Below are 15,986 nucleotides of genomic sequence, written 5' to 3'. Positions count from 1 at the left end.
TAGGGCGCTTCGGCAGAGCGGGCAAATGATTTCAAAAGACTCCATCGTGGCACTGTCGAGCGGGCGCCTGCCGGCCGGCATTGCGGTGATCCGAATTTCGGGGCCGCAGAGTCGATTCGTAGTCGAAACGATTGCCGGATCGGCCGTGCCGAACCGCGTTGCTAGCTATCGCAAGTTACGGGCGCCGGACGGATCGGTGCTGGACAGCGGCCCGGTCGTCTTCTTTGCCGGTCCCGACAGTTTTACCGGCGAGGACGTTGCCGAGTTCCATGTCCATGGCGGACGCGCCGTCGTGGCGAAGATGCTGGAAACGATCACCTCCTTCGACGGCGTCAGGCATGCCGAGCCGGGTGAATTCACCCGCCGCGCCTTTGTCAACGGCAAGCTCGATCTGGTCGAAACCGAGGCGCTGGCCGATCTCATCAATGCCGACACCGAGGCGCAGCGGCGCTTTGCCGTGCACAATGCCGAAGGCGTGCAGAGCGAACTCTATCTGGGCTGGCGCCGACGGCTGATCCACGCCCGCGCGATGATCGAGGCCGAGATCGATTTTGCCGACGAGGACGACGTGCCGGGTTCGGTCGCCGACACAGTCTGGTCCGACGTGCGGGCCATGATCGCCGAGATCGAGCGCCATGTCGCCGGCTTCCGCGCTGCCGAAATCATTCGCGACGGGTTCGAAGTCGTCATCCTCGGTGCGCCGAATGCCGGCAAATCCAGCCTGTTCAACGCTCTGGCGCGGCGCGAGGCGGCGATCGTCACCGATGAGCCGGGCACGACCCGCGACCTGCTCGAGGTGGTGCTGGACCTCGAAGGGGTGCGGGTCCGGGTAACCGACACCGCCGGTCTGCGCGAGGCGCCCGGCAAGATCGAGGCGATCGGCATCGAGAAGGCCAGGGCCAAGGCGCACAGTGCGGACCTGCTGTTGCTGCTTGAGGATATGGCTGAGCCAATGGCGATCGGTGTGCTGCCGGGCGCCATTCCGGCGCTGAGGGTCGGAACGAAGGTTGATCTTCTGAGGGGCAAATCACCCTCGCCTGTGGCGCACTATGATATCGCTATCTCGACGCGGGACGGCACGGGAGTGGCCGAATTGCTGGACGAGATCGGGCGCCGCGCCGCAGCGCAGATCGGCCAGGCCGGCGATATCCTGCCGTCGCGGCTGCGGCACGTCGAGCTGCTCAATGAGACGAAACGCTTCCTGCTTGCGGCAGTGGCAAGTAGTGATCGCGGACAGGAATTGCGGGCCGAGGAACTGCGCCTGGCGGCGGATCGGCTCGGACGAATCGTCGGCGCGGTCGATGTCGAGGACATGCTCGACGTGATCTTTTCGCAATTCTGTATTGGGAAATGACTCACGTGAAACATTGGGAAGAATACGCCCCAGTGATTCACGTGAAACGCTGGGCGGTCAGTGGAGGGCATTGTTTCACGTGAAACGATTCGCTGTGCAAATGTCGCAGGTGCTGCAGGTTGAGGGGTTAGGTGCGGCTCTCGCCTTCCCCGTGTGGGAGAAGGTGGCCAAGCGAAGCTCGGTCGGATGAGGGGTGTTCCAGCTTGGCACCGACGGTGCTCCGTCCAGCACCCCTCAACCGTCTTGGCGCCGCGCGCCAATCCACCTTCTCCCACAACAAGGGGAGAAGGAAGACAGGGCAGCGCCGGGCGTTCTCTATCTGCAATGGTCAGCGCAGTTATGCGCCTGAAGCCTCTCTGTTCTTGACAGCTCGTCCGGGCGGGCACATGTGTCGGCAGATTTGAATCGGAAGATACAGATGACCAATCGCTATGATGTGGTTGTGGTGGGTGGCGGCCATGCTGGGTGCGAGGCGGCCAGTGCTGCCGCGCGTGCCGGCGCCAGAACCGCGCTGGTGACGCTGCGCTTCGACACGATCGGTGTGATGTCCTGCAACCCGGCGATTGGCGGCCTCGGCAAAGGCCATCTGGTTCGCGAGATCGATGCCATGGACGGGCTGATGGGGCGCGTCGCCGATGCGGCCGGCATCCAGTTCCGTCTGCTCAACCGTCGTAAGGGGCCAGCGGTCCGCGGTCCGCGGACGCAAGCCGACAGGAAGCTCTATCGGCTCGCCATGCAGGCGGCGATCCGCCAGCAGGCCGGCCTCGATGTCATTGAAGGCGAGGTGCTGGACTTCGACATCAATGACGGAGAAATCGACGATGGGCGCATCGCGGCGGTGCTGCTGGCGGATGGAAGCAGGCTCGCCTGTGGTGCCGTGGTGCTGACGACCGGCACTTTTTTGCGCGGGCTGATCCATATTGGCGAGAAGAAGATCGTCGCCGGCCGCATGAACGAGCAAGCGAGTATCGGCCTGTCGGCGACGATGAGCCGCGCCGGCTTCAGGCTCGGGCGGCTGAAGACCGGCACGCCGCCGCGGCTGGACGGCAGGACGATCGATTGGGCGTCGCTTGAGAGCCAGGCGGCGGATGAAGATCCCGTGCCGTTCTCGCTGCTCACCGACCGCATCGAAAACCCGCAGATCCATTGCGGGATTACGCGCACGACCAATGTCACGCATGAGCTGATTCGCGCCAATCTTGGCCGCTCGGCTATGTATTCGGGGTCAATCGAAGGCGTCGGGCCGCGTTATTGCCCGTCCATCGAAGACAAGATCGTCAAGTTCGGTGACCGCGAAGGCCACCAGATTTTTCTGGAGCCAGAAGGGCTCGACGACGACACGGTGTACCCGAACGGCATCTCGACCTCGCTGCCCGAGGACGTACAGCTCGACATCCTGAAAACCATTCCGGGGCTGGAGCGGGCAACGATGCTGCAGCCCGGCTATGCCATCGAATATGACCATGTCGACCCACGCGAACTCAAGCCGACGCTGGAAACCAAGCGGATCGCCGGGCTTTACCTCGCCGGCCAGATCAACGGAACCACCGGCTACGAGGAGGCTGGCGCGCAAGGGCTGCTTGCCGGCTTGAATGCAGCGCGCAAGGCGTCGGCGAGCGATGAAATCGTGCTGAGCCGCACCGAAGCCTATATCGGCGTGATGGTCGACGACTTGACCAGCCGCGGCATCGCCGAGCCCTACCGCATGTTCACCTCGCGGGCCGAGTTCCGGCTGTCGCTGCGTGCGGACAATGCCGATGAGCGGCTGACGCCGCTGGCGATGAGGCTGGGGATCGCCTCGCCGGAGCGAACGCAACGGTTCAACACTGTCGTGCAAGACCTTGAGAAGGCGCGGCAGCTCGCCCTCGGCACCACGATGACCCCCAATGAGGCGGCGCGCCATGGGCTCGAGATCAACCGGGACGGCGTGCGCCGCTCGGTCTATGAGCTGCTGGCCTATCCCGGCGTCGATATCGCCTGGCTGGGGCGCATCGAACCTGCTTTTGGCGCTATCGACGCCAAAACGGCCGAACGTCTTGAAACGGAAGCCAAATATTCCGTCTATCTCGACCGCCAGCAGGCCGACGTCTCGCAGATCAGGCATGAGGAGAGCCGGCTTATTCCCGAGTCGCTCGACTTTGCTTCTGTTCCCGGCCTGTCCAATGAGTTGAAGCAGACGATGCTGGCACGCCAGCCGCGTTCCATCGCTGACGCGCAGCGTATGGAAGGCATGACGCCGGCGGCGCTGGCGATTATCGTCGCGCATGTCCGCAACGCCGAGGCGGCCGCGCGAAAGCAGGTCGCGTGAGCGCTGCGTCCTGGGCGAACCTACAACAGGCAGCAGGCCCGGTTTCACGTGAAACATTCGGTCGTCTGGTCGAGTTCGAGGCCGTCTTCCAGAAATGGAATCGCCGGATCAATCTAGCCGCGCAATCGACGCAGGACGATGTCTGGCGCCGCCACATCCTCGACAGCGCGCAGCTGGCGCGAATCAAACCGGACGCGAAGCGCTGGGTCGATCTCGGCTCCGGCGGCGGTTTTCCCGGGCTTGTGCTGGCCTTTCTGCTGGTCGAGCGTGAAGGGGCCAGCATCGACCTGGTTGAAAGCAACCGGAAAAAAGCATCGTTCCTGCAAGCGGTCGTCGGACAGTTCAGCCTGCCTGCCAAGGTCATCGCGCGGCGCATAGACGACAGCTATCCTCTTGTTCCTGCACCACAAATCGTCACGGCCAGGGCGCTCGCCTCGCTGCCGGCCCTGCTCCACCTGGCGGCGCCGTGGCTGACGAAGGGCGCGCGCGGCCTGTTTCACAAAGGCCGGGATTACCGCGCCGAAGTGGCAGAAAGCGCTCAACGATGGTCTTTCGATCTGGTAGAACATGCCAGTGTAACCGACGCGCAGGGCGTCGTTCTCGAAATATCCGACTTGCGACAGCACCCTGGCTAGTGACCGGCGACCCCGAATGAATTTCTGGCATAGACCCATGATGAAGAACGGCCCCCGAATCATCACCGTCGCCAACCAGAAGGGCGGCGTCGGCAAGACGACGACGGCCATCAATCTGGCCACCGCGCTGGCCGCTATAGGCGAACAGGTGCTGATCGTCGATCTCGACCCGCAGGGCAACGCCAGCACCGGGCTTGGCATCGACCGGCGCGACCGCACCGTCTCGTCCTATGATGTGCTGACCGGCGAACTCGACCTGGAAGCGGCGGCGATCCCGACGGCGGTGCCCGGCCTGTCGATCGTGCCGTCGACGCTCGATCTGCTCGGCATCGAGATGGAAATCGCCTCGGCGCCGGACCGGGTGCTGCGGCTGCGCAACGCGCTGCGGGCTTCGGCCGAGCGCTCGGCCAATTTCGGCTATGTGCTGATCGACTGCCCGCCCTCGCTCAATCTGCTGACGCTGAATTCGATGGCTGCGGCCGATTCGGTGCTGGTACCGCTGCAGTGTGAATTCTTCGCGCTGGAGGGCCTGAGCCAGCTGTTGGAGACGGTCGAGCAGGTGCGCCGTTCGATCAACCCCGATCTGACGATCCAGGGCATAGTGCTGACGATGTTCGACGGGCGCAACAATCTCGCCAACCAGGTGGTGCAGGATGTACGGGCGCATATGGGCGACAAGGTCTATGAAACCGTCATCCCGCGCAATGTCCGCGTTTCCGAGGCGCCGTCCTATGGCAAGCCGGCGATTCTCTACGACCTCAAATGCTCGGGCAGCCAGGCCTATCTGCAGCTTGCTTCCGAAGTGATCCGCCGCGAGCGCAAATTGCGTGCCGCCTAACAGTAGCCAACAAGCGATTCGATACCGAAACGATCTGGACGGACGATGAACGAAGACCCTTCGAGAAAGAGACTGGGCCGGGGATTGGCGGCCCTGATCGGCGAAATCGATCGCCCGGCGGCACCGGAAAAGCCGGGGCTGGCGGCCGACGGCAAGGTGCCGATCGAGTTCCTCAGCCCTAACCCGAAAAACCCGCGGCGGCATTTTGGCGACGCCGACCTGACCGACCTCGCCCAGTCGATCCGCGAACACGGCGTGGTGCAGCCGGTGGTGGCGCGGCCGTCGAAAACCCAAACGGGCCGCTACGAGATTATCGCCGGCGAGCGTCGTTGGCGTGCGGCGCAACGCGCCGGGCTGACCGAAATCCCGATCATTGTGCGCGATGTCAACGATCGCACGGCGCTCGAACTGGCGATCATCGAAAACGTCCAGCGCACCGACCTCAACCCGGTCGAGGAAGCGCTGGGCTACCAGCAGCTGATCGACGACCACGGCTATACCCAGGCCGATCTCGGCCAGGTGATCGGCAAGAGCCGCAGCCATGTCGCCAACACGCTGAGGCTGCTCAAGCTGCCCGACGTCATTCGCGACATGCTGGTCGATGGGGCGCTGTCGGCCGGCCACGCCCGTACCTTGGTGACGGCCGACGACCCGGCCGGGCTCGCCAAGCGGATCATCGATGAGGGGCTTTCGGTGCGCCAGGCCGAGGCGCTGGCGCAGATGCCGGTCGGCGCGCCGGCGGCAAAACGCCAACCCGCCGCACCGCCGCAAAAGGATGCCGACACACTGGCGCTGGAGCGGCAGATGACCAGTACGATCGGCATGATCGTTACGATCGAGCACAACCAGCGCGGCGGCGTGATCAGCGTCGCCTACCGGACGCTGGAGCAGCTTGACGAGCTTTGCCGAAGGCTGAAGCCGGAGTAGGTAGGTTGCCAAAATGCCCGGGATCTTTAGCCGGCAAATAAATTTTTGGCCTAAGACTTGGCAGTTCCGTCTTCTAATAGGAGAACAACCGCGCCGGTGATTGGCGAAATCGCTCGAAGTGGTTAATCTCCCCCCTTGAGGGGGAGGTGGCCGGCAGGCCAGAAGGGGTCGTCTCACATCAAGCGCCCACGTCGTCTGTCGTCGCGGAAGGCGCTGGCGTTCCACGCGCTGTGACCCCCTCTGTCGCCTCGGCGACATCTCCCCCTCGAGGGGGGAGCTCAGGTGCGCTGCGCCAGCCTTGCGCTTTCCACGGCAATGCCGAGCAGCGCCTGCCGTGCCAGCGCGATCGACAGATCGGGCCGCCGGCGCGTTTGCAGCACCGCCGTCTGCAAGCGGGTCAGGGCGCGGCCGAGCGCCTCGCTGCTCCAGCGTTCGAGGGCTTTCTCGACCAGCTTGCGCCTGGAGAAAAACACCGGCGGGCGCGCCGCGGCTACGACCGAAGCGGCATTGCGGCCGCCGGCGTCCATCAGGCCGCGCATCGCCTGGATCGTCTGCAACTGCCGCATCGCCGATGAAAGCACCAGGAAGGGCTGGCCGCCAGACTGGCAATGGCGGGTGAAGGCGCTGTCGAAGTCGGCGATCCTGCCTTCGAGCAGGGCGTCGACGGCCGCATCGAAGGAGAGGCCGGAGACATCGCCGGATGTCGCCTTGACGTCGTCGAGGCCGATTTCGGCCTGGCCATGCGCATAAAGCACCAGCTTTTCGATCTCGCCGCGCGAGGCCAGCCGGTCGCCGCCAAGGTTGCGGCGCAGCGCCTGCCGCGCCTCCAGCGTCATCGACATGCCAGCCTTGCGCAGTTCGTCGTCGATGACCGTGTCAATGTCCCTGGCCTCATCGGCGTAGCAAGGCAGAGCCATGGCATTGTCCGCCGCCTCCACCACGCCGCGCAGGCCGACGCCCTTCTTCAGGTCACCGGCCTCGATCAGGATAATGGCATCGCGCGGCGGCTCGGCGGTCAGCGCCCTGACGTCGTCGGCAAGCGCCTTCTGAGCGCCGGCATTGCGCACCCATAGCAGGCGCCGCTCCGAAAACATCGGCACGGTGTGCGCCTCGTCGAGCAGGCGGCCCTCGTCGCGATCGACCTCCGATCCGTCCAGCCTGACCACCGAGAACGGATCGTCGAGCGGCAGGCCGGTCCTGGCGGCAAAGGCCTTTGCCCGCTCGGCGACCAGCCCGCGATCGGGACCGTAAAGCAGCACGATCGAGACGCGCGGATCCGGCTTCGCGAGCCATGAATCGACCTCGTATGCTTTCTTCTGTGCCATGGTGTTGTGGTTAGCATGGCGAGAGCTCCGGGTGAACCACAGGCGCCGGCCTGCTAGTTCTTGTCCTCGGGGGATTGCAGGATGCTATCAGGCTTGAACGAAGTATCGGCAGCACCGAGGCGTTCATAGTCCGTCATTGCCGCGTCAAGCGATTTGCCTTTCTCGACCGACCACAAAGTCACTGAGGCCAGATAATTTGTGAAGGCGTTCTGCTCTCTTCCGAAAATGGCGGCCAAACGCGAGTCGTTTTGGAAAAAGCGATCGAGTTCCTGTTTGATTGCAACGTCATTCTTCGCCAGCGACCGTATAGCCCATACAGCCGATGCCACCGTCATCACACGCATCATGTCTTTTGATGCCTGGCTCTTGGGGCACCCATATTTCCGGCATGCAGCGACAATCATGATATTCTCGGGGCGACCTGGAGCCACCGCACCCGCGAATTTCCCCATAACAAGGCCGATGCAGATTGCGTCCGCCGCGATGCCGTCACGGCTGGTTCGAAGATTTCCCAGAATATGATCTCCCAGAATATGATCTATGTAGGACAAGTCTCCTGTCGCCATATAGGCGCCAAGCAGCAGATCATTGTCCAACGGGACAAAGAGGGGTGTCAACGTTTTCAAAGGCATGGCACCGGGGGATGCTGCATCCTCCAGCTTTCGGCTCGACGCGAAACGCCGCGCTTCGTCCGTGAGACCAGCCTTGTGCAGAGCGGCCAGATAAAGGTCAGCCGCGCGATCGGAGGGCACGCCATCCAGCAGTTTTCGTCGCATCTCCGGCGAGCCGTCGAACAATGCAGCGAAAAACCCGGTTATCGTTCCGTTTTCAGCGCTGGACGGAGCTTGATCCAAGGTTGTGATAAGCCGGTCAATGCAGGCAGCATCCCTCGTGCGATAGTACGTGCCGATGCAATCGTCCGACTGAGCGAAAGCTGGTCGACCGGATCCAACCAGAAAAGCTACAATCGCCAAAGCGACGACGGCCCTCGATCTGCCTTGCATTCCCGCCTCTCTCACAACGATGCCGTCAGGATAAGGTCCTGAATGGTAGGCGCAACTTGAATCGCTGGATGTGCGGGCTCGTCAAAGGCAAGCTCACCCCGGGACATATCGTCTGTTGCGGCAATCGTCGGCAAATTTCTGCTAAGTTGCGTGCTGCCGTCCAACATCGACAAGAAATTTCGCAGACACATCTTCATCTTGTGCGCGGCAGGCTGCATCGGCGGGAGCCGAAGGACCGAAGCCCTGCCCGACGAATTGGCACTGGTCCGGCGGTGTGCAAATATCGCGCCGGGCAACAGTGGAGGACCGAGATCATGGCCGATGCCGGAATGTTGCGCTTCCATGTTCCGGAGCCGGAGGTGCGGCCGGGCGGCACGCCGGATTTTTCAGACGTGACCATCCCCAAGGCCGGCTCGGTGCCGCGCCCCGAGATCGACGTCGATCCGCGCACCATCCGCGATCTGGCGTTCTCGATCATTCGTGTGCTCAACCGCGCCGGCGAGGCGGTCGGGCCGTGGGCCGGCCTGCTTTCCGACGAGGAACTGCTGGAAGGGTTGCGCCATATGGTGACGCTGCGCAGCTTCGATGCGCGCATGCAGATGGCGCAGCGCCAGGGCAAGACCTCCTTCTACATGCAGCATCTCGGCGAAGAGGCGGTGAGCTGCGCCTTCCGCAAGGCGCTGGCGCCGGGCGACATGAATTTTCCGACCTATCGGCAGGCCGGCCTGCTCATCGCCGACGGCTATCCGATGGTCACGATGATGAACCAGATCTATTCGAACGAGGCCGATCCGCTGAAGGGCCGGCAGCTGCCGATCATGTATTCGTCGAAAGAGCACGGCTTCTTCTCGATCTCCGGCAATCTGGCGACGCAGTACATCCAGGCGGTCGGCTGGGCGATGGCTTCGGCGATCAGCAATGACCAGAAGATCGCCGCCGCCTGGATCGGCGACGGCTCGACCGCCGAGTCCGACTTCCATTCGGCGCTGGTGTTCGCCTCGACCTACAAGGCGCCGGTCGTGCTCAACGTCGTCAACAACCAGTGGGCGATTTCGACCTTCCAGGGGATCGCCCGGGGCGGCTCCGGCACTTTTGCTGCCCGCGGACTGGGCTTCGGCATCCCGTCGCTGCGCGTCGACGGCAACGACTATCTCGCCGTCCATGCGGTGGCCAAATGGGCGGCGGAGCGGGCGCGCAACAATCTCGGGCCGACGCTGGTCGAATATGTCACTTACCGCGTCGGCGCCCATTCCAGCTCCGATGACCCGTCGGCCTACCGGCCGAAGGCCGAGTCCGACGCGTGGCCGCTCGGCGACCCGATCGTCAGGCTGAAGAACCACCTCATCCAGCGCGGCGTCTGGTCGGACGAACGCCACGCCCAGGCCGAGGCGGAAATCCTCGACACGGTGATTTCGGCGCAGCGGGAGGCCGAGCGCCACGGCACGCTGCATGCCGGCGGCAAGCCCTCGGCGCGCGATATGTTCGAGGGCGTCTATGCCGAGATGCCGCCGCACCTCAGGCGCCAGCGCCAGCAGGCGGGAGTCTAACCATGCCGCGACGGACCATGATCGAGGCAATCCGCGACGCCATGGACGTGTCGATGGCGCGCGACGAGCGTGTCATCGTCTTCGGCGAAGATGTCGGCTTCTTCGGCGGCGTCTTCCGCTGTACGCAAGGCCTGCAGGCGAAATACGGCAAGAGCCGCTGCTTCGATGCGCCGATCAGCGAATCCGGCATTGTCGGCGCGGCCATCGGCATGGCCGCCTACGGGCTGAAGCCTTGCGTCGAGGTGCAGTTTGCCGACTATGTTTATCCGGCCTATGACCAGATCGTCTCGGAAGCGGCGCGGCTGCGCTATCGATCGAACGGCGACTTCACCTGCCCGATCGTGGTCAGGATGCCCACCGGCGGCGGCATTTTTGGTGGCCAGACCCACAGCCAGAGCCCGGAGGCGCTGTTCACCCACGTCTCCGGGCTGAAAGTCGTGGTGCCCTCGAACCCGCATGACGCCAAGGGCTTGCTGATCGCCGCGATAGAGGATCCCGACCCAGTGATCTTCCTGGAACCGAAGCGGCTTTATAACGGACCCTTCGACGGTCATCACGAGCGGCCGGTAACACCATGGTCGAAACACGAGCTTGGCGAAGTCGCCGACGGCCATTACACGGTGCCGCTCGGCAAGGCGGTGATCCGCAGACAGGGCGCTGCGGTCACCGTACTTGCCTACGGCACGATGGTCTATGTCGCCCAGGCGGCGGCCGAGGAGACCGGCATCGATGCCGAGATCATCGATCTGAGAACGCTGCTGCCGCTCGACCTCGAGACGATCGTCGCCTCGGTCAGCAAGACCGGGCGCTGCGTGGTCGTGCACGAGGCGACGCTGACATCGGGGTTCGGCGCCGAACTTTCGGCGCTGGTTCAGGAGAACTGCTTCCACCATCTGGAGGCGCCGGTGGCGCGGGTCACCGGCTGGGACACGCCCTATCCGCATGCGCAGGAGTGGGACTATTTTCCCGGTCCTGCGCGGCTAGGCCGCGCGCTCGTCGAAACGATGGAAGCCTGAGGGGGAAGACGATGGGCGAATATGTCATCAAGCTACCCGATGTCGGTGAAGGCGTCGCCGAGGCCGAGCTGGTCGAATGGCAGGTCAAGGTCGGCGATCTCGTGCGCGAGGACGCCGTGCTGGCCGCTGTGATGACCGACAAGGCAACGGTCGAGATTCCCTCGCCCGTCGATGGTGAGATCCTCTGGCTGGGTGCGGAGATCGGCGACACGGTGGCGATCGGCTCGCCCATCGTGCGCCTGAAGGTGGCCGGCGAGGGTAACGTCAAGCCGCCACGGGACGTTGAGGCGGGCGCCAAGCGTACCCCCACCGCTAACCTTGCCGGGGCGAGCCACGGGTCTCGCCCGTCCTTCGGACCCCCACAAGGGGGAGGGGGACGAGCTTCGGCTCCCAAGGCCGACGCCAAACCAGTCCCACCTCCGTCAGGAAGCGCTTCTGTGCGCGAAAGTGAGCCGGCAACGGAATTCCCCTCCGGCGGGGGTACTGCGCCGATCTCCGGCGCGCGGCGTCCGGAGGGCGAAAAGCCGCTGGCCTCGCCGGCCGTCCGCCTCAGGGCGAAAGAGGCCGGCATCGACCTGCGGCAAATTGTGGGGAGCGGCCCGGCCGGCCGTATCCAGCATGAGGACATCGAAGCTTTCCTGGCGCGCGGACCCGGGCCCGCCAAGATCTCCGGGCTTGTCCGCAACGAGGCGGTCGAGGATATCAAAATAGTCGGGCTCAGGCGAAAGATCGCCGAGAAGATGACGCTGGCCAAATCGCGCATCCCGCACATCACCTATGTCGAAGAGATCGACGTCACCGCGCTCGAGGATTTGCGCGCCGCGCTCAACAAGGAGAAGCGGCCGGGCGCGGACAGGCCGAAGCTGACGCTGCTGCCGTTTCTGATGCGGGCGATGGTCAAGGCGATCGCCGACCAGCCAAACCTCAACGCGCTGTTCGACGACGAGGCGGGCATAATCCACCAGCATGGCGGGGTCCATATCGGCATCGCCGCGCAGACCCCGTCGGGGCTGGTGGTGCCGGTGGTCAAGCACGCCGAGGCGCGCGACATCTGGGATTGCGCAGCCGAGGTTGTCAGGCTGGCTGAGGCGGCAAAATCCGGCACGGCGACGCGCGACGAGCTCTCTGGATCGACCATCACCATCACTTCGCTCGGGGCCATGGGCGGTGTGGCGACGACGCCTGTGATCAATCATCCGGAAGTGGCGATCCTCGGCGTCAACAAGATGATGATGCGGCCGGTGTGGGACGGCACCCAGTTCATCCCGCGCAAGATGATGAACCTGTCCTCCAGCTTCGACCACCGCGTCATCGACGGCTGGGAAGTCGCGGTGTTCATTCAACGGATCAAGACGCTGCTGGAAACGCCAGCGCTGATTTTTGTGGATTGAGGAGATGAACAGAGGATCGCAGGGGCGCAGGATGAGAGCAGTAGCGATCCTTCGCGCCCCCCTCTGCCCTACCGGGCATCTCCCCCTCAAGGGGGGAGATTGGCCGTCATCCCGCCTTTCGCCAATCTCCAGCTTTGCAGGACTAAGCCGAGCGCGAAAGCTGCCAATCTCCCCCCTTGAGGGGGAGATGACAGAAGGGGGCGCTGTCCCGCCGGCTCGTCGAACTAAGGTGCCATGATGAAGGAAATCTCCTGCAAGCTGCTCGTCATCGGCGCCGGTCCCGGCGGCTATGTCTGCGCCATCCGCGCCGGGCAGCTTGGCATCGACACGGTTATCGTCGAGTTCGGTAAACCGGGCGGCACCTGTCTCAATGTCGGCTGCATCCCGTCCAAGGCGCTGATCCATGCGGCCGAAGAGTTCGAAAAGGCGTCGCACTTGGCCGGCGGCAAGAGCCCGCTCGGCATTTCAATCGCAACACCATCGATTGATCTCGAAACGACCATCGCCTGGAAGGACGGCATTGTTAGCCGGCTTAACAGCGGCGTTGCCGGCCTGTTGAAGAAGGCCGGGGTCAAGACCGTGCACGGCTGGGCGAAATTCCGTGACGGCAAGACCGTCGAGGTCCAGACCGAAACCGGGATGCAGGTGGTCCGCGCCGAGACGGTGGTGATCGCCACGGGCTCGGCGTCGGTCGAATTGCCGTCGCTGCCCTTCGGTGGCCTGGTGATCTCGTCCACCGAAGCGCTGGCGCTGAGCGAAGTGCCGGAAAGGCTTGCCGTCGTCGGTGGCGGCTACATCGGGCTGGAGCTCGGCATCGCCTTCGCGAAGATGGGCGCCAGGGTGACCGTGGTCGAGGCTTTGCCGCGCGTACTGGCGCAATATGATGCCGAACTGACCCGGCCGGTCGTGAAGCGGCTCGCCGAGCTCGGTATCGAGGTGCTTGTGGGCGCCAAGGCCAAGGGGTTGTCGACCAAGGGCGATGCGCTGCTGGTCGAGACGAAGGACGGCAAGAATGCCAAGATCGTTGCCGACAGGATTCTGGTCACCGTCGGGCGCAAGCCGGTGGTCGAAGACTGGGGGCTGGAGCAGATCGATCTCGACATGGCGGGAAAATTCATCCGCATCGACGACCAGTGCCGCACCTCGATGCGCGGCATCTTTGCCGTTGGCGACGTCACCGGCGAGCCGATGCTGGCGCACCGGGCGATGGCGCAAGGCGAAATGGTCGCCGAGATCGTCGCCGGCCACAAGTGCAGCTGGGACAAACGCTGCATTCCCGCTATCTGCTTCACCGATCCGGAGCTGATCACCGCAGGCCTGTCGCCGGAGGAGGCAAAGGGGCTCGGCGGCGAAATCAAGGTCGGATTGTTCCCCTTCGCCGCCAATGGCCGGGCGATGACGAAGATGGGTGAGGAGGGCTTTGTCCGGGTCGTTGCCCGCGCCGACAACCATCTGGTGCTCGGCATCCAGGCGGTCGGCCAAGGCGTGTCGGAACTGTCGACGGCCTTCGGCCTGGCCCTGGAAATGGGCGCGCGTCTGGAGGACATTGCCGGCACCATCCACGCCCACCCGACGCAAGGGGAGGGTTTTCAGGAAGCGGCGCTGAAGGCGCTCGGGCGGGCGGTGCATATTTGAGGGCAGGGTGATCTCCCCTCTTGAGGGCGAGATAGCCGGCAGGCCAGAGGGGGTCGGTTCGACTGGATTCGACCTCCCTTACGACAGTCGGAGGTTAGCGCTCTACGCGAGGCGACCCCCTCTGTCGCCTTCGCCGACATCTCCCCCCTCAAGGGGGGGAGATTACGCAGCTCAACCCGCCAGTCGGCTAACCATCTCGTGCTGCGCGTAGGCGCGGCCGAAGCGGTTGGCCAGGAAGGCGTCGAGCGCGATGTCCTCCTGCTTGATGAAGCCCTTTGCCGGCAAGGTGCCATCGGCCAGCATGTCGAGCACGGCGCAGATGGCGGAGGCAGTGGTGATCTGGATGGCGCTGCGTACCGTATCGCCGACACGCCTGGCGTAGATCTTGTTGGCGTAGGTCTCCTGCAGCAGGCGGCCATTCTTGCGGCCGCTGACGGTGACGAAGACGATGACGACGTCCTGCAGCGTCGCCGGCAGGGCGCTTTCGAAAATGTCCTTCAGCACGTCGCGGCGGTGGCGCAGGCCGAGGTCGTTGAGCAGCGCCTTCATGATCGCGGCGTGGCCGGGGTAGCGGATGGTGCGGTAGTTCAGCGTCCGCACCTTGCCTTTCAGCGTTTCGGCCAGCGTGCCCAGCCCGCCCGAGGTGTTGAATGCCTCGTAGGTGACGCCGTCGAGCGAGAATTCTTCACGCTCCTCCAGCGGCGGCACTTCGACCAGCTCGCCTTCGACGATCGCCTCACAAGGCTCGCAATATTCGTTGATGACGCCGTCGGTGCTCCAGGTCAGATTGTAGTTCAGCGCATTCGACGGGTATTGCGGCAGCGCGCCAACCCGCATGCGCACGCTTTCCAGCGTGTCGAAGCGGCTGGCGAGATCGTTGGCGACGATCGAGATGAAGCCCGGCGCCAGCCCGCATTGCGGGATGAAGGCGCTGTTGCCGGAGCGCGCCAATTCCTTGACGCGCCTGGTGCTGACGACGTCCTCTGTCAGATCGAGATAGTGCACGCCGGCGCTGGCCGCCGCTTCGGCGATGCGCGTGGTCAGATGGAAGGGCGCAGCGCTGAGCACCGCGAACTTGCCGGCCAGGGCGGCTTCGAGGGTGCCGACGGCCTCGATGTCGAGTTCCAGCGTCTCTACGCCGGCCGGCAGTTCGGCCGCGCCGAGCTGTGTGGCCGAGCGGTCGGCGAGGGTGACATGATAGTCGCCCGTGGAAGCCAGCATCTCGGCTATGGTCGAGCCGATCTTGCCGGCGCCGACGACGATGATTTCCTTCATGACCGGTCCCTCGCACCAATGTTAAATAGACGGCTAGAATCGCAGCTTGCCTGTCGAAAGGAAGAGTAGGATTGTGCAAAACGCAGTCTCTGTTTGACCAATACGCCGGCAAGGTTCGTCGAAATGCTTAGTGATGCCGACCAGGCGCTGCTTTCCCTGCTGCGCATCAATGCACGCGCCTCGACCGCCGAACTGGCGCGGCGGCTGGGCGTCTCACGGACGACGGTGCAGAGCCGGATCGAGCGGCTGGAGCAGCGCGGCATCATCACCGGCTACGGCGTCAGGCTTTCGCCGGATCACGAACAGGGACTGGTGCGGGCGCATGTCCTGCTCACCGTCACGCCCAAGCTTGCCGACAAGGTGGTGCGCAGCCTGCAGTCGCTCCCGCCGGTGCGGACGCTGCATTCGGTGAGCGGCAATTTCGACATGATCGTCATCGTCGAGGCGCCGTCGATCAGGGATCTCGACACGCTTCTCGACCAGATCGGCGCCATGGACGGGGTCGAGCGGACGTCGTCGTCGATCATCCTGTCGACGCGAATCGATCGCTGAGCGGGCTGGCGTCGCGGGTCAAGACGCTGGCGGGACAGCGCCCCCCTCTGCCCTGCCGGGCATCTCCCCCCACTTGGGGCAGGGCTATCGCATATGAGTGATGGCATTGATGAGATAGTCGTCGTTCCAGGCGCATTTCTTGATGCGATGGCTGATGGGAACTTTGGCAGCATCGGCGG

Annotated in this window: 13 protein-coding genes; 10 read left to right on the top strand and 3 right to left on the bottom strand. The window is 64.1% G+C overall.

Features of this window, described 5'->3' with window-relative positions; all coding sequences use genetic code 11:
* Nucleotides 1-25 precede the first annotated feature (25 nt).
* From mnmE to NKH71_RS23600, 5 genes are all read left to right on the top strand, one after another.
* A complete protein-coding gene (gene mnmE, locus NKH71_RS23620; protein WP_352481326.1) occupies nucleotides 26-1,354 on the top strand; it encodes a tRNA uridine-5-carboxymethylaminomethyl(34) synthesis GTPase MnmE in 1,329 nt (442 codons plus the stop codon).
* Between the two features lie 418 nt (nucleotides 1,355-1,772).
* Nucleotides 1,773-3,662 carry a tRNA uridine-5-carboxymethylaminomethyl(34) synthesis enzyme MnmG gene (gene mnmG, locus NKH71_RS23615; RefSeq protein WP_352895359.1) on the top strand — a complete coding sequence of 630 codons (1,890 nt, stop codon included), beginning with the start codon at nucleotides 1,773-1,775 and terminating at the stop codon, nucleotides 3,660-3,662.
* On the top strand, nucleotides 3,659-4,297 hold the full coding sequence (gene rsmG, locus NKH71_RS23610; protein ID WP_352789145.1) for a 16S rRNA (guanine(527)-N(7))-methyltransferase RsmG: 639 nt from the start codon (nucleotides 3,659-3,661) through the stop codon (nucleotides 4,295-4,297). The genes mnmG and rsmG overlap by 4 nt, the downstream gene beginning before the upstream one ends.
* A 37-nt stretch (nucleotides 4,298-4,334) precedes the next feature.
* A complete protein-coding gene (locus NKH71_RS23605; RefSeq protein WP_084642633.1) occupies nucleotides 4,335-5,135 on the top strand; it encodes a ParA family protein in 801 nt (266 codons plus the stop codon).
* 45 nt (nucleotides 5,136-5,180) lie between these two features.
* Complete coding sequence (locus NKH71_RS23600) at nucleotides 5,181-6,062, top strand: ParB/RepB/Spo0J family partition protein (protein WP_352789148.1); 882 nt, start codon at nucleotides 5,181-5,183, stop codon at nucleotides 6,060-6,062.
* Between the two features lie 278 nt (nucleotides 6,063-6,340).
* Here NKH71_RS23600 and holA read toward each other — a convergent pair whose 3' ends face one another.
* Entirely contained in the window at nucleotides 6,341-7,387 is a 1,047-nt protein-coding gene (holA, locus tag NKH71_RS23595; protein ID WP_352815942.1) for a DNA polymerase III subunit delta, read from the bottom strand.
* Between the two features lie 53 nt (nucleotides 7,388-7,440).
* Nucleotides 7,441-8,391 (bottom strand): hypothetical protein, encoded by a 951-nt coding sequence (locus tag NKH71_RS23590; RefSeq protein WP_352789154.1) that lies wholly within the window; start codon nucleotides 8,389-8,391, stop codon nucleotides 7,441-7,443.
* Nucleotides 8,392-8,705: 314 nt separating this feature from the next.
* On the opposite strand from NKH71_RS23590, the gene NKH71_RS23585 reads away from it, so the two are divergent.
* From NKH71_RS23585 to lpdA, 4 genes are all read left to right on the top strand, one after another.
* On the top strand, nucleotides 8,706-9,938 hold the full coding sequence (locus NKH71_RS23585) for a 3-methyl-2-oxobutanoate dehydrogenase (2-methylpropanoyl-transferring) subunit alpha (protein WP_023718744.1): 1,233 nt from the start codon (nucleotides 8,706-8,708) through the stop codon (nucleotides 9,936-9,938).
* Between the two features lie 2 nt (nucleotides 9,939-9,940).
* On the top strand, nucleotides 9,941-10,954 hold the full coding sequence (locus tag NKH71_RS23580) for an alpha-ketoacid dehydrogenase subunit beta (RefSeq protein WP_023718743.1): 1,014 nt from the start codon (nucleotides 9,941-9,943) through the stop codon (nucleotides 10,952-10,954).
* Nucleotides 10,955-10,965: 11 nt separating this feature from the next.
* Complete coding sequence (locus tag NKH71_RS23575; protein ID WP_352789156.1) at nucleotides 10,966-12,345, top strand: dihydrolipoamide acetyltransferase family protein; 1,380 nt, start codon at nucleotides 10,966-10,968, stop codon at nucleotides 12,343-12,345.
* A gap of 237 nt (nucleotides 12,346-12,582) precedes the next feature.
* A complete protein-coding gene (gene lpdA / locus NKH71_RS23570; RefSeq protein ID WP_023718741.1) occupies nucleotides 12,583-13,980 on the top strand; it encodes a dihydrolipoyl dehydrogenase in 1,398 nt (465 codons plus the stop codon).
* A 171-nt stretch (nucleotides 13,981-14,151) separates the two neighbouring features.
* Here the strand turns inward: lpdA and NKH71_RS23565 are convergent, their stop codons facing one another.
* Nucleotides 14,152-15,255: a saccharopine dehydrogenase family protein gene (locus NKH71_RS23565; protein ID WP_023718740.1), complete on the bottom strand. Its 1,104-nt coding sequence runs from the start codon at nucleotides 15,253-15,255 to the stop codon at nucleotides 14,152-14,154.
* Nucleotides 15,256-15,378: 123 nt separating this feature from the next.
* Here NKH71_RS23565 and NKH71_RS23560 point away from each other — a divergent pair, with 123 nt between their 5' ends.
* The gene (locus NKH71_RS23560; RefSeq protein ID WP_352789158.1) at nucleotides 15,379-15,807 is read left to right on the top strand and encodes an Lrp/AsnC family transcriptional regulator; all 429 of its coding nucleotides are present in this window, start codon (nucleotides 15,379-15,381) and stop codon (nucleotides 15,805-15,807) included.
* Nucleotides 15,808-15,986: the final 179 nt, after the last annotated feature.

Source organism: Mesorhizobium sp. M0983 (assembly GCF_040318975.1).
In the GTDB taxonomy this organism is placed as follows: Bacteria; Pseudomonadota; Alphaproteobacteria; order Rhizobiales; family Rhizobiaceae; genus Mesorhizobium.
The sequence above is the reverse complement of the archived record's forward strand: the minus strand, read 5'-3'. Positions and strand labels throughout refer to the sequence as shown.

Excerpts from the sequence above, each read along its gene's own strand:
- NKH71_RS23560 (WP_352789158.1), top strand. The coding sequence starts at position 15,379 with ATGCTTAGTGATGCCGACCAGGCGCTGCTTTCCCTGCTGCGCATCAAT.
- NKH71_RS23585 (WP_023718744.1), top strand. The coding sequence starts at position 8,706 with ATGGCCGATGCCGGAATGTTGCGCTTCCATGTTCCGGAGCCGGAGGTG.
- NKH71_RS23565 (WP_023718740.1), bottom strand. The coding sequence starts at position 15,255 with ATGAAGGAAATCATCGTCGTCGGCGCCGGCAAGATCGGCTCGACCATA.
- mnmE (WP_352481326.1), top strand. The coding sequence starts at position 26 with ATGATTTCAAAAGACTCCATCGTGGCACTGTCGAGCGGGCGCCTGCCG.
- NKH71_RS23580 (WP_023718743.1), top strand. The coding sequence starts at position 9,941 with ATGCCGCGACGGACCATGATCGAGGCAATCCGCGACGCCATGGACGTG.
- lpdA (WP_023718741.1), top strand. The coding sequence starts at position 12,583 with ATGAAGGAAATCTCCTGCAAGCTGCTCGTCATCGGCGCCGGTCCCGGC.
- NKH71_RS23575 (WP_352789156.1), top strand. The coding sequence starts at position 10,966 with ATGGGCGAATATGTCATCAAGCTACCCGATGTCGGTGAAGGCGTCGCC.
- holA (WP_352815942.1), bottom strand. The coding sequence starts at position 7,387 with ATGGCACAGAAGAAAGCATACGAGGTCGATTCATGGCTCGCGAAGCCG.
- NKH71_RS23600 (WP_352789148.1), top strand. The coding sequence starts at position 5,181 with ATGAACGAAGACCCTTCGAGAAAGAGACTGGGCCGGGGATTGGCGGCC.
- mnmG (WP_352895359.1), top strand. The coding sequence starts at position 1,773 with ATGACCAATCGCTATGATGTGGTTGTGGTGGGTGGCGGCCATGCTGGG.
- NKH71_RS23605 (WP_084642633.1), top strand. The coding sequence starts at position 4,335 with ATGATGAAGAACGGCCCCCGAATCATCACCGTCGCCAACCAGAAGGGC.
- NKH71_RS23590 (WP_352789154.1), bottom strand. The coding sequence starts at position 8,391 with ATGCAAGGCAGATCGAGGGCCGTCGTCGCTTTGGCGATTGTAGCTTTT.